The following is a 17,758-nucleotide window of genomic DNA, read 5'->3' as shown; positions in this document are numbered from 1 at the left end:
AAATTATTATGAGCATACTTAACATTTTCAGCAATCAGCTTTCCGCTGTCATTGAGTGGAAAAATCCTAAAGCCAATGTGATTTGGTGGAAATATCCGTCAAAACGCGATGAAATCATCAACGCTTCTAAACTCATTGTCGCTCCCTCGCAGGGTTGTGCTTTGGTGTATGAAGGTAAATTGGTGGAAATCATCGAAGAGGAAGGCATTTATAATCTTAAAACCGATAACCATCCGTTTATCACTACGCTTGTTAATCTGCGTCAGAATTTTGACAGTGAGCATAAACTTAAAATTTATTTCTTCCGCAAAGCTCAGATTCTGGGTCAGCGTTGGGGAACGCCAAGTCCCATTAAATTCATCGACAGCACTTATAAAATCCCTGTGGAATTGGGGCTAAACGGAAATTTTTCGTACAGAATTGCCAATCCTAAGTATTTTTATACCGAAATTATTGGCGAAACCGATGAATTTGAAGCAGAAGCGATGAGCAAAACGATTGCCGAGCGTATTCCACAGCTTATTGCCCAAAACATTCACGAAAAAAAATATTCCTACATTGAAATAGACGGTAAAATTCACGACATCGCTCAAGAAATCAAGCGTGAAATCAATAGTGAATACCAAGATTTGGGGCTCGAACTTACCGATTTTCGTATCGTAGGAACGCAATTTGACGAGGCTACTCAAGAGCGTATCGGTCGTGTTGCCGATATCAGTGCCGATGTACAAGCTGCCAAAGAAGCAGGGCTTGATTATGTGGAATTGGAAAAACTTCGTGCTTTACGTGATGCAGCTCGTAATGAGGGCGGACTTGCCGGGGCAGGGCTTCAATTTGGCGTGGGTATGGAAATCGGTAAAAAATTCAACGAACAAACCGATTCGATGCTTGCCAAAGGAAGTGCCGATGCCGCCGAACAGCTTCGCAAACTCAAAATCTTACTTGATGAAAACATCATCACGGCGGAAGATTTTGAACTTAAAAAACAAGAAATTTTAAGAAAAATGTAGTTTGTGAAATTTTACGTCACTTTTTAAATTTAAAAAAATGAAATACGTTATAGGAATTATCATTGTACTGATTATCTTGTCAGTTGGGGCTTATTTTTTAGCCGATTTGTGGGAATATGACACCTTAATCACGCCCGAAGAGCTTAAAAAAGGAGCTATTACCGTGATGATTGTAGGAGGGGTATCGGTTTTACTATTGATTTTGGTGCCGTTTTTCTTCAAAGATCACGCGAAAGGTTACAACAAAAACCACAATGGAATCGCACAACCGAAAAATAAAAAGTAAATATAAAAACTAAGAGATTTATTTTTATACTCATAAGATGTGGTTTAGTGGAAGGTAAGTTTATTTTTGCTGAAAAAGGGTTTTTAGAGGGATTATTTCTCTGTATATGCGTCAAATTTGTAAAGCAATAAGTTATTGATTATAAATAGAAAAATGTGGGATATATTGGGAGTATAATTTTTTTGACAATCATCGGGAGTATAATTATTTGGCTGGTGAGCAAACGAAAAAAGTATGTGATTATTTTTTGGCTCTTGATGTTGTTTCTTTTGCTTTTGCCTTGGTTTTTTCTGTTTTTGGCTTTTTTATTAGATGCAGAATTTCCTGATTAATCTAATTTTAAAGAATATGCAATAATTTTGATAAGATGAAATATTAAAAATCAATATTTTACAGTGAAGTTATGATATTAAAAAAAATAAAAGGCAAAATTCCTACCTTTGGAGAGGATTGTTACTTTGCTGAAAATTCTGTTATTACGGGCGATGTGGTTTTGGGTAGCCAGTGTACCCTTTGGTATAATGCGGTAATCCGTGGCGATGTAAATTCCATTCGTATAGGCAACAAAGTGAACATACAAGATGGTGCTGTAATTCACGCTACTTACCAAAAATATGCTACCACCATAGGCGATAATGTCTCAATAGGGCATAACGCCATTGTACACGGTTGTACCATAGGTGATAATGTTTTGATAGGAATGGGAAGCATCGTGATGGATGGTTGTATTGTGGAAAGCAACAGCATCATAGCCGCAGGAGCTGTACTCACGCAACATACGCACGTTCAGGCAGGAAGCATATATGCAGGAGTGCCTGCTAAAAAAGTAAAAGAAATGTCGGAAGAGCAAATAAAAATAATATCTCAAACCGCTGATAATTACGTGAAGTACGCTTCTTGGATTGAAGAATTATAGAAAGATAAAGCCCTGAATATTCAGGGCTTTGTTTTTTATTTCAAGGCTTCTTTGATTCTATGTATGGCTTCACGAAGTTCTTTCTCTGAGGCGGCATACGAAATCCGTATGCAGTTATCGTCTCCAAAGGCTTCACCTGTTACGGTAGCTACGTGTGCATTTTCCAATAGAAATAGAGAAAAATCAGAAGCCGTTTCTATTTTCTGCCCCTTTAGAGTTTTCCCAAAGAAGTAAGAAATATCAGGAAATACATAGAAAGCACCTTCAGGTATATTGAGCTTAAATCCTTCGATTTCGGAAAGCAATTCCAAAACCAAATCTCGCCGTTTTTTGAACTCATCAATCATATATTGAATCTTACTTACTGGAGCTTTTACTGCGGCAATGGTAGCCCGTTGCGCGATGGCGTTAGCACCGCTGGTGATTTGTCCTTGCATTTTGGTACAGGCTTTGGTAATCCATTCAGGTGCACCAATATAGCCAATGCGCCATCCCGTCATCGCGAAAGCTTTTGATACTCCATTAACGGTTATGGTCCGCTCGAACATTCCGTCAATTTCAGCAATGCTCACGTGTCTTTCGGTAAAGTTAATATGTTCGTAAATTTCGTCAGAAACGATAAAAATGTTCGGATGTTTACGCAGTACCACAGCTAACCCTTCCAATTCTTCACGACTATACACCGAGCCCGTGGGGTTACAAGGTGAGCTGAACCAAATCATTTTTGTTTTTGGTGTAATGGCTGCCTCTAATTGCTGGGGAGTAATTTTAAAATCATTTTCGATGGTAGTACGTACCTCTACTGGAATACCTTCGGCAATTTTTACAATGTCGCTGTAGCTTACCCAATAAGGCGCAGGTAGAATTACTTCATCTCCTTTGTTTAGCATCACTAAAGCTACGTTTGCCAAACACTGCTTGGCACCAGTAGCAACGCTGATTTGTGAAGGGGTGTAAATAAGATGATTATCTCTTTTGAATTTCTCACAAATGGCTTCTTTTAAATCTAAATATCCATCAACGGGTGAATATTTGCTATAATTTTGGTGTATGGCTTCAATGGCAGCTTCTTTAATGAAATCGGGGATATTAAAATCGGGCTCTCCTAAACTGAGCCCAATGATATCTTTACCTTGAGCTTTAAGTTCTCGGGTTTTGGCAGCCATAGCTAAGGTTGCTGAAGTAGCCATTTTGTTAATGCGTTCGGATAAAAACTTTTGCATAATTATTTTCAAATTTTCAGGTTAACATTTTAGCTACAAAAATAAAGAATATATCAAATAAAAATTGGTGCTAATCTGTCAAATAATTCTATTTTTGCAAACAATTTTGTTATAATTTTTTTTCAGTAATGGAAGCCATAAAAACCTATTTCCCTGATTTGACCCCACAGCAACTAACTCATTTTGAAATGTTAAAGCCTTTGTATGAGCAGTGGAATGCTAAAATAAATGTGATTTCGCGTAAAGATACTGATTTTTTTTACCAGCGACACGTGTTACATTCTTTGGCTATTGCTAAAGTACAGTCGTTTTTGCCTGAAAGTCAGGTGCTTGATGTGGGTACGGGGGGCGGTTTTCCTGGTGTGCCTTTGGCTATTTTGTTTCCGAAAACGCAGTTTATGTTGGTGGATTCTATTGGAAAGAAAATAAAAGTGGTAGAGGAGGTGGTACAAGCCCTCGGACTGACTAATGTAACCGCCGTGCAAACGCGAGTGGAGCAAGTAAATCAGGAATTTGATTTTATTGTAAGTCGAGCTGTAACTCAAATGCCCGAATTTGTAAAATGGGTGAAACGAAAAATAAAGAAAGAGTCAAAACATTCTCTTAAAAATGGAATTCTGTATTTGAAAGGCGGGGATTTGACTAAAGAGTTAGCTGCTTACGAAAAAGTACAGCTTTTCCCGATTTCCGATTTTTTCTCCGAAGAGTTTTTTGAAACTAAAAAAGTGGTATATCTACCTCTAAAATATCAAGGTAAATAAAGAGTAATAAAAAAACGCTTTCCTGAAAAGGAAAGCGTTTTTCTGTTATGGCTAAAATGCTATTATTTTTTGAATTTAGCATATTTGTTTTTGAACTTGTCGATACGTCCTGCAGTATCAATAAGTTTAGATTTTCCTGTATAATAAGGATGTGAAGTTCTTGAAATCTCCAACTTTACTAACGGATACTCTGTTCCGTCCACTTCAATAGTTTCTTTGGTAGCTACTGTTGATTTTGTGATGAAAACATCATCATTTGACATATCTTTAAAAGCTACTAACCTGTACGACTCCGGATGTATTCCCTTTTTCATCTTTTTGAAATATTTTTTTATCTTCTTACTTTTCAGACCGCAAATATAAGTATATAAATTTAATCAGCAATACTTTTTTTGTTTTTTTGTGAACAAACCCTCATTTAGTTCTTTTTTAACGTTATATTTCGCAAACGCAAGGCATTAGCAATCACGCTAACCGAGCTGAAACTCATCGCCAAAGCCCCTAGCATAGGCGAAAGTAAAATGCCAAAAAACGGATATAGTATTCCTGCTGCAATCGGAATACCTATGGTGTTGTAAATCAGTGCAAAGAATAAATTTTCTTTGATGTTCTTCATCACAGATTTGCTTAGCGTTCTTGCCTTTTCAAGTCCTTCTAAATCTCCTTGTAGTAGGGTGATTTCTGCACTTTCTATGGCAATATTGGTACCTGTTCCCATAGCAATACCCACTTGGGCTTGTGCCAAAGCAGGTGCATCGTTAATACCATCACCTGCCATAGCAACAATTTTTCCTTGTTGTTGCAATGAAATTACCTCTTTTTGTTTGTCTTGCGGAAGCATTCCTGCCTTGAAGTTTGTTAACCCAATTTCTTCAGCAATTGCCTTTGCTGTAAAAGGATTGTCCCCCGTAAGCATATGTATTTCAATACCTTGTTTCTGTAGATTTTTTAAAGTGGCTTTTGCTGAAGGTTTTATCCTGTCAGAAATGATAACTACAGCAATAATGGATTTATTTACAGCTAAATAAGAGATGGTTTTACCTTTTTGTTGTTCTGATTTTATTTGTTTTAGGATAGAAAACGGAATCAAAATCCCGATTTCAGCCATAAGCTTATCGTTGCCAAATGCTACTTCTGATTGCGCAACGATTGCTCGAACTCCTTTTCCTGAAACGCTTTCAAAATCAATAGTATGGAGTAGTTCCGCATTTGCTGATTTGGCGAATTCGTTGGTGGCTTTTGCCAATGGATGTTCACTTTGAGCATTCACCGAATACAATAATGAAAGTGCTTTTTGTAAATCGAAATCATTAAAATAAACCACTTTTTCAACTTGCGGTTTTCCTTCGGTAATAGTACCAGTTTTGTCAATAACTAAAGTATCTACTTTACTAAGTAATTCCAAGGCTTTAGCATCTTTTACCAAAATTCCGTTTTTTGCACCTTTACCAATACCTACCATAACCGACATTGGAGTGGCAAGCCCCAAAGCGCAAGGACAAGCAATAATCAGTACAGCAATGGCATTTACAAATCCGTAAATCAGTCCGTTATCTTCTGCCAATACCATCCAAGCCAGAAAAGTAAGTATTGCAACACTAACTACAATCGGTACAAAGTAAGCCGCAATTTTATCGGCGATTTTTTGTACAGGCGCTTGGCTTCGACTTGCTTTTTTTACCATTTCCACAATCTGTGATAAAAGGGTTTCAGAGCCAATTCTTTCGGCTTTCATTATAAAACTTTGTAAACCATTGAGCGTTCCAGCAGAAACGGTGTCGCCTATATTTTTATCCACTGCGATAGGCTCTCCCGTTATCATACTTTCATCAATGTGGGCGCATCCTTCCCAAATGATACCATCAACAGGAATTTTCCCACCAGGCTTGATTCTTAAGAAATCTCCTTTTTTAATTTCTTGAATGCTAACTTCTTGTTCTTGTCCGTTAATAATTTTGAAAGCGGTTTGAGGAGTTAAATTAAGTAGTTCTTTAACAGCATCTTGTGTTTTATGATGAGCCATTGCCTCAAGTAATTGTCCCAACATAACTAAAGTTAAGATGACGGTAGTTGCCTCGAAATAGACGTGTACTTCCCCAAAATGGGTTTTGAATTCCGAAGGGAAAATACTCGGGAAAAGTAGCCCCATTAGGCTAAAAAGCCACGCAACTCCGGCTCCAATCCCGATTAGGGTGAACATATTGAAATGAAGTGTTTTTAGGCTTTTCCAAGCCCGTTCAAAGAAAATTCGACAGTAATAAAAAACAACTGGCAATGAGAGTAATAATTGTATCCAATTCCAATATTTTTGAGAAAGTAGTTGATACAACGGATTGTTAGGAATCATTTCACTCATCGCGATGATGAAAATAGGTAGGGTAAAGGCTACGGCTCCCCAAAACTTATGTTTTAATTCCTTGATTTTTAAGGCATCAATGTCCAATCCGTCTTCGTGCAGACTCATTTCAGCTACTAAATCCATTCCGCAAATGGGGCAATCTCCAGCCTTTGAATACGTTTTATCGCCTTCGCATTGCATTGGGCAGTAGAAAACACCGTTGTTGGAAGATGTTTTTTGTGAGATGGTTGTAGCTTCCTCCAAGGTTTTATGGATGGAATAATGTGTGCCTTCAAGAGTTTGACTAAGCTTATGGAAAGAAATTGTACTGGGAGCATTTAGCGTTACAGTTTTGTTTTTTGCATTGATTTGTGAAACAGTCACCCCACTGATTGTTTCCAAGCGTTCACCGACGGTTTGTTCGCAACCCGAACAACTCATTCCTTTAACGAAATAAGTGTACGATTGCGCTTCATTGAGTTGTTTGTGAATGGAATAGTGAGTGTGTTCTAATGCTTTTTGTAAATTTTCAAACGGAATTTCCTCTAGGCTGATAATTGTTGCTTTTTGAGAATCCAAATCAATAGTTACACTTTCAATTTCATTGATTTCAGATAGTTTTTTCTCAACGGAAGAGGCACAGCCCCCACAGGTCATTCCTTTTATATAATAGATTTGTTCCATAGTTTATTGTTTTTATTCTACAAAATTACTGATTTTTTTATTTTGACAGTTAAAAATAAGAAAGTGCCTAAAATAAGCATTTTAGGCACCTTCTCAAACTTAACTTAAAATCTATCTATGAAAAAAATCTTGCAAAAAAACCTTTTGTTGTTGCTTTTACGTCTTTAGCATCGCCTTCTTCAGGAACTTCTTCTGTTTCTACAGAAGCTGTCTCGCCTTCTTCAGCTTGTTTTAATAAGTTAGCAATGAATTGATAATAAGAGGTTTCTTTTTCTTCTAAATATCCTAAAAAGTATTTCTCACTGGCATCCAATCCATTAACTTCCTCAATTTTAAGAAGTCGCTTGTATAGTGGCTCAATATGCTCACGAATTACGCTTTCAGCTACAGATTTGCGGTACCCTACGTAACCAATAATGTTATCAGCTTCATCTTTTTTGATTTCAAAATTGGTAATTACCCAGTAGTATCGCCCCGTTTTAGCCATATTTTTAATGATGGCGTGAAAATTTTTCTTAGCTTTGAGATTGTCCCACAGAATTTTAAAGATTACCCTTGGCATATCTGGGTGGCGGATAATACTATGCGGCTGAGACATCAACTCAAAATCCTCATAAGAAGAAACTTCAATAAAAGCATCATTTGCGTATTCAATATTCCCAAATTTATCAGTTTTACTGATTAGGGTTTTGGTCTTATCCCAAACCACTTCACGATCAACAGGTACGGGTTTCACTACACCACTTTTTTGTTTAGGAGCATTTGAATCTGCAAACGGATTCTTTACATCTGCCTGAAAGTCTTCCTGTTCGTTGTAGTTTGTTTTGTAAATCATAACCTTCTCATTTTAAGTTTAACAAAGTGTTATATGTATAATCAAACCTGGTGATTAGTAAAAGATTTTTATCTTAATGTTTAGTTAATTTTTAAGAGTTCTTTCACGATGCTAAATTAGAAATAAAAGTTAAATAAAATATAAAATTAACACACCTTAACTTTTTGAGTTTTGATTTTTACTTATAAACAATTGATTTTAAATATATTGATGTTGTTCTTGATTAAAATTGTTTTTTTAACCAATTCCGCATATCTACTTCTTTAGAAATAACACTTCTCAGCTCTGATATTGGAATGCGAATTTGCTCCATTGTATCGCGATGACGTAACGTAACCGTCTGGTCTTCTTTGGTTTGATGGTCAACGGTAATACAGAAAGGCGTTCCAGCCGCATCTTGCCTACGATAGCGACGCCCAACAGCATCTTTCTCATCGTAAGAAACACTAAAATCAAATTTCAGTTCATCTATAATTTCACGAGCGATTTCTGGTAGTCCGTCTTTTTTAAGTAACGGAAGTACAGCTACTTTGGTGGGAGCTAATACAAAAGGAAGACGAAGTACAGTACGTGTGTCACCACCTTCCAAGGTTTCTTCTTGTAAAGAATTTGAAAGCACCGCCAAGAACATTCTGTCTAGTCCGATAGAGGTTTCCAACACATACGGAACGTAACTTTTATTTTCCTCTGGGTCAAAGTATTGTAATTTTTTTCCTGAATATTTTTCGTGGTTTCCTAAATCGAAATCAGTACGTGAGTGGATTCCTTCTAACTCCTTGAAACCGAACGGAAAACGGAATTCAATATCACAAGCTGCATCGGCATAATGTGCTAATTTTTCGTGGTCGTGGAAACGATAATTTTCGCTCCCCATTCCTAATGACAAATGCCATTTGAGTCGGGCTTCTTTCCAATGTTCGTACCATTCTTTTTGAGTTCCTGGTTTGATGAAAAACTGCATTTCCATTTGTTCAAACTCACGCATACGGAAAATAAACTGACGTGCAACTATCTCATTACGAAAAGCTTTTCCAGTTTGAGCAATTCCAAACGGAATTTTCATACGTCCTGTTTTTTGTACGTTCAAGAAATTAACAAAAATCCCTTGTGCTGTTTCAGGGCGAAGGTACAAATCCATTGCAGTGTCGGCAGTTGCCCCGAGTTTTGTTCCGAACATCAAGTTGAATTGCTTTACATCTGTCCAATTTTTTGAACCCGATTCAGGACAAGCAATTTCCAGTTCTTCAATTAAGGCTTTTACATCTGCTAAATCTTCATTTTCAAGCGATTTTGCCAAACGCTTCAAAATAGCATCAGCTTGGTTTTTATATTCAAGTACACGAGCATTGGTTGTGATAAACTGTTCTTTATCAAATGCTTCTCCGAAGCGTTTTTCGGCTTTTGCTACCTCTTTTTCAATTTTGGCTTCAATTTTGGCAACATAATCTTCTACCAAAACATCCGCTCGGTATCTTTTTTTAGAATCTTTATTATCGATTAAAGGGTCATTGAATGCATCTACGTGTCCTGACGCTTTCCACGTGGTGGGGTGCATAAAGATGGCAGCATCAATTCCTACAATGTTTTCGTTCATTTGTACCATTGCTTTCCACCAATACTCACGGATATTTTTTTTCAGCTCAACACCATTTTGCCCATAATCATAAACGGCACTTAGCCCATCATAAATTTCACTTGATTGGAATATATATCCGTATTCTTTTGCGTGAGAAATCACTTTTTTAAAAAAATCCTCTTGATTTATCATAGTTTTTTAAGTTAATGCTCTTATTACTCAGTTTTTACGTTAGTTATAGCATTCATTTGGTGAAAAATGCGTTAAAGCGACAAATTTACTTAATATATTTGACAAAAAGGACTATATTGCGCGAAATATTTGCCAAAGGATGTTTTTGCGAGAGCTAATATCGGTTGTTTTTCCGAGTTATTGTTCTGGGTGTGGTTGTGTTTTAATGAGAAAAGAGGCTTTTTTATGTGTTTTTTGCAGAAACCAATTACCTGAAACACGATTTCATTCCTTTTTGAACAATCCGTTGATGAAAAAATTCTACGGGAGATGTGATTTGTATGGAGCGACCTCTCTACTTTATTTTCACAAGGAAGGGGTGGTACAAAAACTAATTCATCAACTTAAGTACAAGGGCAATGAGCAAATAGGCGCTTGGCTGGGAAGTTGGTTAGGAGAAAAATTAAGTGATGAGGCTGTTTTTAGGCAAACACAAGTGGTGGTGCCCGTTCCTTTGCATCCTGAAAAAGAACGTTTGCGTGGGTATAATCAGGTCGCTCTTTTTGGTAAGCAGTTGGCACAAAAGTTACAAGCGGAATATGTTGATGATGTGCTTGTTAAAATTCGAGCAAATACCTCACAAACTCGTAAAAATCTCTTTCAGCGTGTTGCAAATAGCCAAAATATTTTTTCGGTGAAGAATCCTGAAAAGATAATGCATAAAAGGGTGCTTTTAGTAGATGATTTGATAACCACCGGAGCTACTGTAGAGAGTTGCTATCGTGAGCTAACCCAAGAGGAAGGCGTTAAAATGGGCGTAGTTTCTATGGCGTATGCCAATAAGGAAGATTAAACCTTTTATGTAAAGAAAAGTCTAACCCAAGCAATGAGTTTAATTTTTAATTATATATGTGATGAAAAAAATGTTTAATTTTATCGTGATTGCTTTAGCTTTGTTTGTATGGAATGCTAATGCACAAGAATGTAGTAAAACCAAAGTAGAAAAATTGGCTAAAGAGTTATCGCTCACTGCCGACCAAAAACAAAAGGTGGAGGCACTTTATCAAAAATGTACTCTTAATGACAAAGATTCGAAAGCTAATTTCCAAGCGGAATTCAAAACGATTTTATCAGCCGAGCAATACGCTGAATATGAGAAAATCTACGGAAAGCAAGTAGGTAAAAAATCGTGCTGCTCTAAAAAAAGTAAAGAAGAGTCAAAATCTTGTGACAAGGATAAAAAATCGTGTTGTTCTAAAAAAGAAGGAAAGTCTTGTGACAAGGATAAAAAAGCCTGTAGTACTTCACAAGCAAAAGGCAAAAAATCTTGCTGTAAAAAATCCTAATAGCTATTTTAGTTAAAAATCAAGCCTTTACAAATGAATTTTATTTTTTTGTGGAGGCTTTTTGGGTTATATCTGATTTTATTTATGTTTATCTTTGTAAGCGATTAACATTAAGGCGAAATACACAAAACGATTAACGGTTAATTCTTTTGTTACATTTCGTAAAATAAGCTTTAGGTTATAAAAAAAAACATAGAAAAAACGGTGTTTTTATGTGGTTTAAACTATCATAATAACTCTTAAAAATATGATTCAGGTGTTTTAGACCTAAAATTTAAAAATGTTTTTCTTTCAGAATACAAAAATATACGTATATTTGCCCCTTGATAATTAAATAATTAATAACCGAGGTCGAGAACCTCAAAAATTTAATCGTATGCCTGTAAAAATCAGATTACAAAGACACGGTAAAAAAGGAAAACCTTTCTACTGGGTAGTAGCTGCCGATTCTCGTGCAAAAAGAGACGGTAAATTTCTTGAAAAATTAGGAACTTACAATCCTAATACCAATCCTGCTCAAATCGACTTAAATGTTGATGCATCAGTAAAATGGTTGCAAAACGGAGCACAGCCTTCCGAAACAGCACGTCGTATTCTTTCTTACAAAGGGGTGTTGCTTAAACATCACTTGCTTGGTGGAGTTGCCAAAGGTGCTTTAACTTTGGAGCAAGTTGAAGCTAAATTCAATGCTTGGTTGGAAGAAAAAACAGGAAAAATTTCTTCTAAACAAGAGGAATTGGCAAAAGTAAAAACTGAAGCCAAAGCCAAAGCATTAGCTGCTGAGAAAGAAGCTAACGAAAAACGTAAAAATGCTGCTGCTCAAGCCCAAGCTGCTGCAAGTGAAGAGGCTGCTGCTGAAGAAGCAACAGAAGAAAAAAACGAAACTGAGGCTTAATTGATTATGAATTTGAAAGATTGCTTCTTTATAGGGACAATTGTATCAAAATTTAGCTTCAAAGGGGAAGTTTTGGTTAAGTTAGACTCGGACGACCCTGAAATTTACGAAAATATGGAATCGGTTTTTATCGCTTTGGGCGGAAAACCGGTTCCTTTTTTTATTGAAAAATGTTCGCTACATAAATCGGACTTGCTCCGTATGAAATTTGAAGATGTTTCATCAGAGGCTGATGCAGAAGCGCTTATGAAACATAAGTTGTACTTACCTCTTTCGTTTTTACCTAAACTTTCTGGAAATCAGTTTTATTTCCACGAAGTTATTGGCTTTACCGTAAAAGATGTTCATTACGGAGAGGTTGGTACTATTGTAGGTGTTAATGACACTACCTCACAAGCCCTTTTTGAGATAGAAAGAGACGGAAAGCAAATTCTCATCCCGATGAATGACGATTTTTTAGTAGAAGTCAATCGTAAGAATAAAACTATTGTTGTACAAACCCCCGAAGGTTTGATAGATTTGTATCTAGAATAGAGAAATCAAATTTCTACTACCAAATTATCATACGCCAAAAATACATTTTTTGGGAGCGTTTTTGATACTTCTTCGTGAAATCCAAAAGCTTGACTAATATGTGTAAAATACGTTTTTTCAGGTTTTAACTTTTCTATGATGGCTAAGGCTTCTTCCAAATTTAAATGTGTAGGATGGGGTTCTTTACGTAAACAGTTTAATACTAATACTTTAAGGTTTTTCAGTTTATCCATCTCTTCTTGTATAATTGTTTTAGCATCAGTGATATATGCCAAATCGCCTATCCGATACCCCAAAATAGGAAGTTCGCCGTGTTTTATCGCTATAGGGATAATGGTTTTTCCGCAGACTTTAAAGCTATCAGTTTCTACTTTATGCACACACACCGAAGGCGCTCCAGGATACCTATTTTCAGTTTGAAAAATATACTCGAAACGCTTTTTTAATTCGCCGATTACTCGAGGTAAACCATAAATAGGCATATCTCCTTGCTTAAAAACAAAGGGACGAATATCATCAATGCCCGCCGTATGGTCAGCGTGTTCGTGAGTAAAAAGAATTCCTTCTAAATGAGTTATTTGATTGGTGAGCATCTGTTGCCTAAAGTCAGGACCACAATCAATAACTACATTAACGTTATCCCAAGAGATTAAGGCTGAAGTCCTCAATCTTTTGTCTTTAAAATCGTTACTTAAACTTACTGGATGATCGCTACCTATAACGGGAATTCCTTGCGAAGTTCCTGTGCCTAAAAAAGTGATTTTCAAAATGTAAAATTTATGGTCAAATATAGGATTTTTCTTTTGGAAAACATTATTTTTGTAGAAAACAATCTGAAATCAATTTTACTTTCAATTGATTTGTGCCTTTAAAAAATCATTAAAACAACCAGAAAATGAGCGTAATTATCCAAGGCGATCGAGATATTGAAGATATTCCTTCAGTTAAAGCTAAGGCGTTAAGAATCAATCTTAACGAGAACATCTATGGAACATTTGCCGAGATAGGAGCAGGGCAAGAAACGGTGAGGCATTTCTTCCGTGCTGGTGCTGCTTCAGGAACTATAGCTAAGGCAATGAGTGCTTATGACAAAGAGTTTAGCGATGCTGTTTACGGAGTGGAAACCGATGGGCGTTACGTGACTGAAAATCGATTAAAAAAGATGCTTGATTATGAAATTAAGCTCATCGAATCTCGACTGACACGTGAAAAACATCCTAACAAATTGTTTTTTTCATACGCTAATACCGTAGCGACTATTGATTTTTCAAAACGCTACAAAGGACACGGTTGGGTTGGTTTACGCTTTCAAACTGAACCTCAGGGGAATTATAACGAAATCATCTTACATATACGTTTCCACCAAACTGAAGCACGAGCACAACAAGAAACCCTTGGTATTCTTGGAGTTAATCTTATTTATGGAGCTTTTTACAAAACGAACGAACCTAAAAAATTGCTCAAATACTTGTATGACCATATCGATAAAGATTTAATAGAAATCGATATGATTAACTTCTCAGGACCGAGTTTTAAAAATGTAGATAATCGCTTGATGAGTCTGCAACTGGTTAAAAATCAAATGACAGAAGCGGTTATGTTTGGTCCTGATGGGAATAATATTTTGCCTGCTGAGCAACTCTACAAAAGAAATATTTTAACGCTTCGAGGAAGTTTTCGCCCAGTAACTAAGGTGAATATGGATATGTATAAAAAATCCTTGGAGATGTTTTTGAAAGAACAAAAGGTAAACCCGAATCGTACCGAAGTTATTTTTGAAATCACCCTTTCTAATTTGTGTTCGGAAGGAGAGTTGGATGAACACGATTTTATGGATAGAGCAGAGCTTTTATGTTCGTTAGGACAAAAAGTGCTTATTTCCAACTTTAAAGAATACTATCGGGTAGTAGAATATTTTTCCAATTACACACGTGCACGTATGGGGTTGGCAATGGGGGTTAATAGCTTAGTTGCCATTTTCGACGAAAAATATTACCGACATCTTAGCGGTGGAATTTTGGAGGCTTTTGGTAAGTTATTTTACAGAGATATCAAAATTTATCTTTTTCCAATGAAAGACCCTGAAACGGGTCAAATCATCACTAGTGAAAATCTAAAAGTACATCCGCGAATGAAAGAACTTTATAAGTTCTTTAAATTCAATGGTAAAGTAGAAGATATAAAAGATTATGATGATGCGCATCTTAATATATTTTCCAAAGAAATTCTCAAAATGATTGAGGAAGGAAAATCAGGTTGGGAAGATTTATTACCTGAAGGGGTTGCCCAAATCATCACTGAAAAAGGATTGTTCGGTTATAAAAAAGGATTGTCTTAAAAGAAAAAAGCTCCTAATTATAGGAGCTTTTTTTCTTGTTTTTATGTCTTTCTTTAATAGGCTTTTGCGAAAAGTACTCGTTGGGTTGAAGGTTTTCCAGAGTAGACACATACTCCATCTTCTACCTTGCTATCTAAAGGGATACAACGAATGGTTGCTTTAGTTTCTTCTTGAATAGCAGCCTCGGTTTCTGGAGTTCCGTCCCAATGGGCTAATACAAATCCACCTTTATTTTCTAAGACCTCTTTAAATTCAGCGTAACTATTTACTTTCGTGATGTGAGTATCTCGATAATCAAGTGCTTTTTTGAATATATTGTCTTGTATTTCAACAAGTAGCTGTTCGATGTGAGTCACGACCTCATCGGCGGCAATGGTTTCTTTGGTAAGGGTGTCTCTACGAGCCACTTCAAAAGTATTGTTTTCCAAATCGCGTTGCCCCATAGCCAAACGTATAGGCACTCCTTTAAGCTCGTATTCGTTGAATTTGAAGCCTGGTTTTTGAGTATCTCGGTCATCAAATTTCACAGAAATGCCTCGTTTTTTGAGTTCATCCATCAAAGGTAATACACGTTGGCGAACGGCTTCAAGTTGCTCTTCTCCTTTATAAATAGGAATAATAACTACTTGAATTGGAGCTAATTTGGGTGGAAGTACCAAACCATTATCGTCACTATGGGTCATAATAAGCGCTCCCATTAGTCGGGTAGATACCCCCCAAGAGGTTGCCCAAACATAGTCAAGCGTTCCTTCTTTGGAAGCAAATTTTACATCGAAAGCCTTAGCGAAATTTTGCCCTAAAAAGTGTGAAGTTCCCGCTTGAAGTGCTTTCCCATCTTGCATTAGTGCTTCTATACAATAGGTTTCTTCTGCGCCTGCAAAACGTTCTGATTCGGTTTTAAGTCCTTTAATTACAGGGACTGCCATAAAATTCTGAACAAATTCGGCATAAACCTCCAACATTTTTTCGGCTTCTTCAATGGCTTCTACTTTACTGGCGTGAGCCGTATGCCCTTCCTGCCATAAAAATTCGGCGGTGCGCAAAAACAAACGTGTACGCATTTCCCAGCGTACCACATTCGCCCACTGATTGATAAGTATTGGCAAATCACGATACGATTGAATCCAGTTTTTATACGTATTCCAAATGATGGCCTCAGAGGTAGGGCGCACTACCAATTCTTCCTCTAACTTTGCTTCAGGGTCAACCATTAATTTCCCTTTTTCGTCGGGGTTGGTTTTGAGCCTATAATGGGTAACTACGGCACATTCTTTGGCAAAACCTTCGGCATTTTTTTCCTCGGCTTCAAAAAAACTTCGAGGCACAAAAATAGGGAAGTAGGCATTTACGTGTCCTGTTTCTTTAAACATTCTGTCTAGCTCTGCTTGCATTTTTTCCCAAATGGCATATCCGTAAGGTTTAATTACCATACAGCCACGCACTCCAGAGTTTTCAGCAAGTTCGGCTTTTACTACCAATTCATTATACCATTTCGAATAATCTTCGCTACGTTTGGTTAAGTTTTTACTCATATTTGATTTTTTGGCACAAAAATTGTGATTTGTTAGTCAAAAACAATTGTTCTGCAAAGCTAATTAAATTTATTTTTTGTACAACAATAAAAACGATACGGTAATGAAAAAAAATAACAACTTCAGCAAAACAGCAAAAATGATGGCTTGGTTTTCTTTGCCATTGCTGTTGGTTTCGTGTGGTACTTACTACAACGTTTCGTACTACGACGATGGTATTTATGCGGATACCCCCACCGTAAGATATGTAGAACGCGTGGAGCGAAGAAATTATACTCCTAATCATCAGCCACGTACTAATCGATATACTGATTATTTTGGTGAAAAGGCACGTCAGTTCAATCAAGTAGATCAGCAAGGAAATTATACCTATTTTACCGATATTGATAGTTATAGCTCAATGAATTATGATGATGCAATAAGAGGAGCAAATACCTATGCAGGTTGGGGAGACAATGCTACACAGGTAACGGTTAATATATACGATGTAAATCGTTATTGGTCAGATCCTTATTGGGGTTCTTACTATTGGGGATATGGTACTTGGCATCCGTATTACCGAGGATATTATGGCTATCCGTACTACCGAAATCGGATACATTGGGGCTTTTCTTGGTCGTGGGGCAATTACTATGACCCATTCTGGGATTATCCCTATTACCGAAATTACGGATACTATCCTTACTATCGTGATTACTACTATGGAGACCGCTACTATCCACGTTATTACAATCCTCGCAACTATGCGCACATAAACGGAAGAAGAGGCGGAGAACGTACCTACTCCAATGGTGGAAGATACTATGATAGTTCAGGACGTGTCTATAATCGTTCTTCCTACGGAAATAACTCTGGAAACTATTATTATGGTAGCGGTAGAAATTATAGTCGAAGCTCAGGCACTTACACGCCTTCAGGAAGAAACTATTCTAACAATTCGTCTTCGGGAAGAAACTATAATGATAGTAGTACTACACCATCACGGAATTACAACAATTCCAACTATTCAAACCGAAGCTATGACAATTCTTCTAGAAGACACGACAATAATTCAGGAAGAAATTATGATAATACCAATCGTAATCAAAGTTCAACAAGAAGTTATGAGCGTAGCTCAAGTCCTTCACGAAGTTATGACAACTCAAGCTATGACCGAGGTTCGTCTTCTTCCAGAAGCTATGACAATTCCAGAAGTTATGACCGAGGTTCTTCCTCAAGAGGAAACGATAGCTCTGGCAGTTCTCGAGGTTCATCATCAGGCAGCTCGTCAGGAAGAAGTTCAGGTAGAAGAGGATAACTCAAATTAAAGTATG

17 protein-coding genes are annotated in these 17,758 nt (G+C 36.9%); 10 read left to right on the top strand and 7 right to left on the bottom strand.

Annotated elements, in window-relative coordinates; all coding sequences use genetic code 11:
- The first annotated feature begins 8 nt into the window (after positions 1-8).
- From CGC47_RS04940 to CGC47_RS04930, 3 genes are all read left to right on the top strand, one after another.
- Positions 9-1,010, top strand: a complete 1,002-nt coding sequence (locus tag CGC47_RS04940; protein WP_042001989.1) for an SPFH domain-containing protein — start codon at positions 9-11, stop codon at positions 1,008-1,010.
- Positions 1,011-1,047: 37 nt separating this feature from the next.
- On the top strand, positions 1,048-1,296 hold the full coding sequence (locus CGC47_RS04935) for a hypothetical protein (protein ID WP_042001993.1): 249 nt from the start codon (positions 1,048-1,050) through the stop codon (positions 1,294-1,296).
- 403 nt (positions 1,297-1,699) lie between these two features.
- Positions 1,700-2,212 (top strand): gamma carbonic anhydrase family protein, encoded by a 513-nt coding sequence (locus CGC47_RS04930; RefSeq protein WP_042001996.1) that lies wholly within the window; start codon positions 1,700-1,702, stop codon positions 2,210-2,212.
- A gap of 35 nt (positions 2,213-2,247) precedes the next feature.
- Here CGC47_RS04930 and CGC47_RS04925 read toward each other — a convergent pair whose 3' ends face one another.
- Positions 2,248-3,435: a pyridoxal phosphate-dependent aminotransferase gene (locus CGC47_RS04925; RefSeq protein ID WP_041985251.1), complete on the bottom strand. Its 1,188-nt coding sequence runs from the start codon at positions 3,433-3,435 to the stop codon at positions 2,248-2,250.
- 128 nt (positions 3,436-3,563) lie between these two features.
- On the opposite strand from CGC47_RS04925, the gene rsmG reads away from it, so the two are divergent.
- A complete protein-coding gene (gene rsmG / locus CGC47_RS04920) occupies positions 3,564-4,196 on the top strand; it encodes a 16S rRNA (guanine(527)-N(7))-methyltransferase RsmG (RefSeq protein WP_042002001.1) in 633 nt (210 codons plus the stop codon).
- Between the two features lie 62 nt (positions 4,197-4,258).
- On the opposite strand, the gene CGC47_RS04915 is transcribed toward rsmG, so the two are convergent.
- The 4 genes from CGC47_RS04915 to CGC47_RS04900 form a co-directional block, all read right to left on the bottom strand.
- Positions 4,259-4,510, bottom strand: a complete 252-nt coding sequence (locus CGC47_RS04915) for a type B 50S ribosomal protein L31 (RefSeq protein ID WP_041913647.1) — start codon at positions 4,508-4,510, stop codon at positions 4,259-4,261.
- A 104-nt stretch (positions 4,511-4,614) separates the two neighbouring features.
- Complete coding sequence (locus tag CGC47_RS04910) at positions 4,615-7,218, bottom strand: heavy metal translocating P-type ATPase (RefSeq protein ID WP_095900075.1); 2,604 nt, start codon at positions 7,216-7,218, stop codon at positions 4,615-4,617.
- Between the two features lie 115 nt (positions 7,219-7,333).
- The gene (locus tag CGC47_RS04905; RefSeq protein WP_095900074.1) at positions 7,334-8,053 is read right to left on the bottom strand and encodes a PAS domain-containing protein; all 720 of its coding nucleotides are present in this window, start codon (positions 8,051-8,053) and stop codon (positions 7,334-7,336) included.
- A gap of 223 nt (positions 8,054-8,276) precedes the next feature.
- Complete coding sequence (locus CGC47_RS04900) at positions 8,277-9,821, bottom strand: glycine--tRNA ligase (RefSeq protein WP_095900073.1); 1,545 nt, start codon at positions 9,819-9,821, stop codon at positions 8,277-8,279.
- Between the two features lie 289 nt (positions 9,822-10,110).
- On the opposite strand from CGC47_RS04900, the gene CGC47_RS04895 reads away from it, so the two are divergent.
- The 4 genes from CGC47_RS04895 to rimM all read left to right on the top strand — a co-directional run bounded on the left by CGC47_RS04895 (position 10,111) and on the right by rimM (position 12,575).
- Positions 10,111-10,653: a ComF family protein gene (locus tag CGC47_RS04895; RefSeq protein WP_231552409.1), complete on the top strand. Its 543-nt coding sequence runs from the start codon at positions 10,111-10,113 to the stop codon at positions 10,651-10,653.
- A 70-nt stretch (positions 10,654-10,723) separates the two neighbouring features.
- On the top strand, positions 10,724-11,146 hold the full coding sequence (locus CGC47_RS04890) for a hypothetical protein (RefSeq protein WP_095900072.1): 423 nt from the start codon (positions 10,724-10,726) through the stop codon (positions 11,144-11,146).
- Positions 11,147-11,522: 376 nt separating this feature from the next.
- Positions 11,523-12,041 carry a 30S ribosomal protein S16 gene (locus CGC47_RS04885; protein ID WP_013997936.1) on the top strand — a complete coding sequence of 173 codons (519 nt, stop codon included), beginning with the start codon at positions 11,523-11,525 and terminating at the stop codon, positions 12,039-12,041.
- Positions 12,042-12,047: 6 nt separating this feature from the next.
- Positions 12,048-12,575: a ribosome maturation factor RimM gene (rimM, locus tag CGC47_RS04880; RefSeq protein ID WP_042002009.1), complete on the top strand. Its 528-nt coding sequence runs from the start codon at positions 12,048-12,050 to the stop codon at positions 12,573-12,575.
- A gap of 5 nt (positions 12,576-12,580) precedes the next feature.
- Here rimM and CGC47_RS04875 read toward each other — a convergent pair whose 3' ends face one another.
- Positions 12,581-13,342, bottom strand: a complete 762-nt coding sequence (locus CGC47_RS04875) for an MBL fold metallo-hydrolase (RefSeq protein ID WP_042002011.1) — start codon at positions 13,340-13,342, stop codon at positions 12,581-12,583.
- Positions 13,343-13,470: 128 nt separating this feature from the next.
- Between CGC47_RS04875 and CGC47_RS04870 the strand changes: the two genes are divergently transcribed.
- Positions 13,471-14,913, top strand: a complete 1,443-nt coding sequence (locus CGC47_RS04870; protein WP_042002013.1) for a nicotinate-nucleotide adenylyltransferase — start codon at positions 13,471-13,473, stop codon at positions 14,911-14,913.
- A 53-nt stretch (positions 14,914-14,966) separates the two neighbouring features.
- On the opposite strand, the gene proS is transcribed toward CGC47_RS04870, so the two are convergent.
- Positions 14,967-16,445, bottom strand: coding sequence for a proline--tRNA ligase (gene proS / locus CGC47_RS04865; protein WP_095900071.1), 1,479 nt, complete (start codon positions 16,443-16,445; stop codon positions 14,967-14,969).
- A 103-nt stretch (positions 16,446-16,548) separates the two neighbouring features.
- Between proS and CGC47_RS04860 the strand changes: the two genes are divergently transcribed.
- Entirely contained in the window at positions 16,549-17,742 is a 1,194-nt protein-coding gene (locus tag CGC47_RS04860; protein WP_052456189.1) for a hypothetical protein, read from the top strand.
- Positions 17,743-17,758: the final 16 nt, after the last annotated feature.

This window comes from Capnocytophaga canimorsus, assembly GCF_002302565.1.
GTDB classification, from domain to species: Bacteria; Bacteroidota; Bacteroidia; order Flavobacteriales; family Flavobacteriaceae; genus Capnocytophaga; species Capnocytophaga canimorsus.
This window is presented reverse-complemented; position numbering and strand designations above follow the sequence as displayed.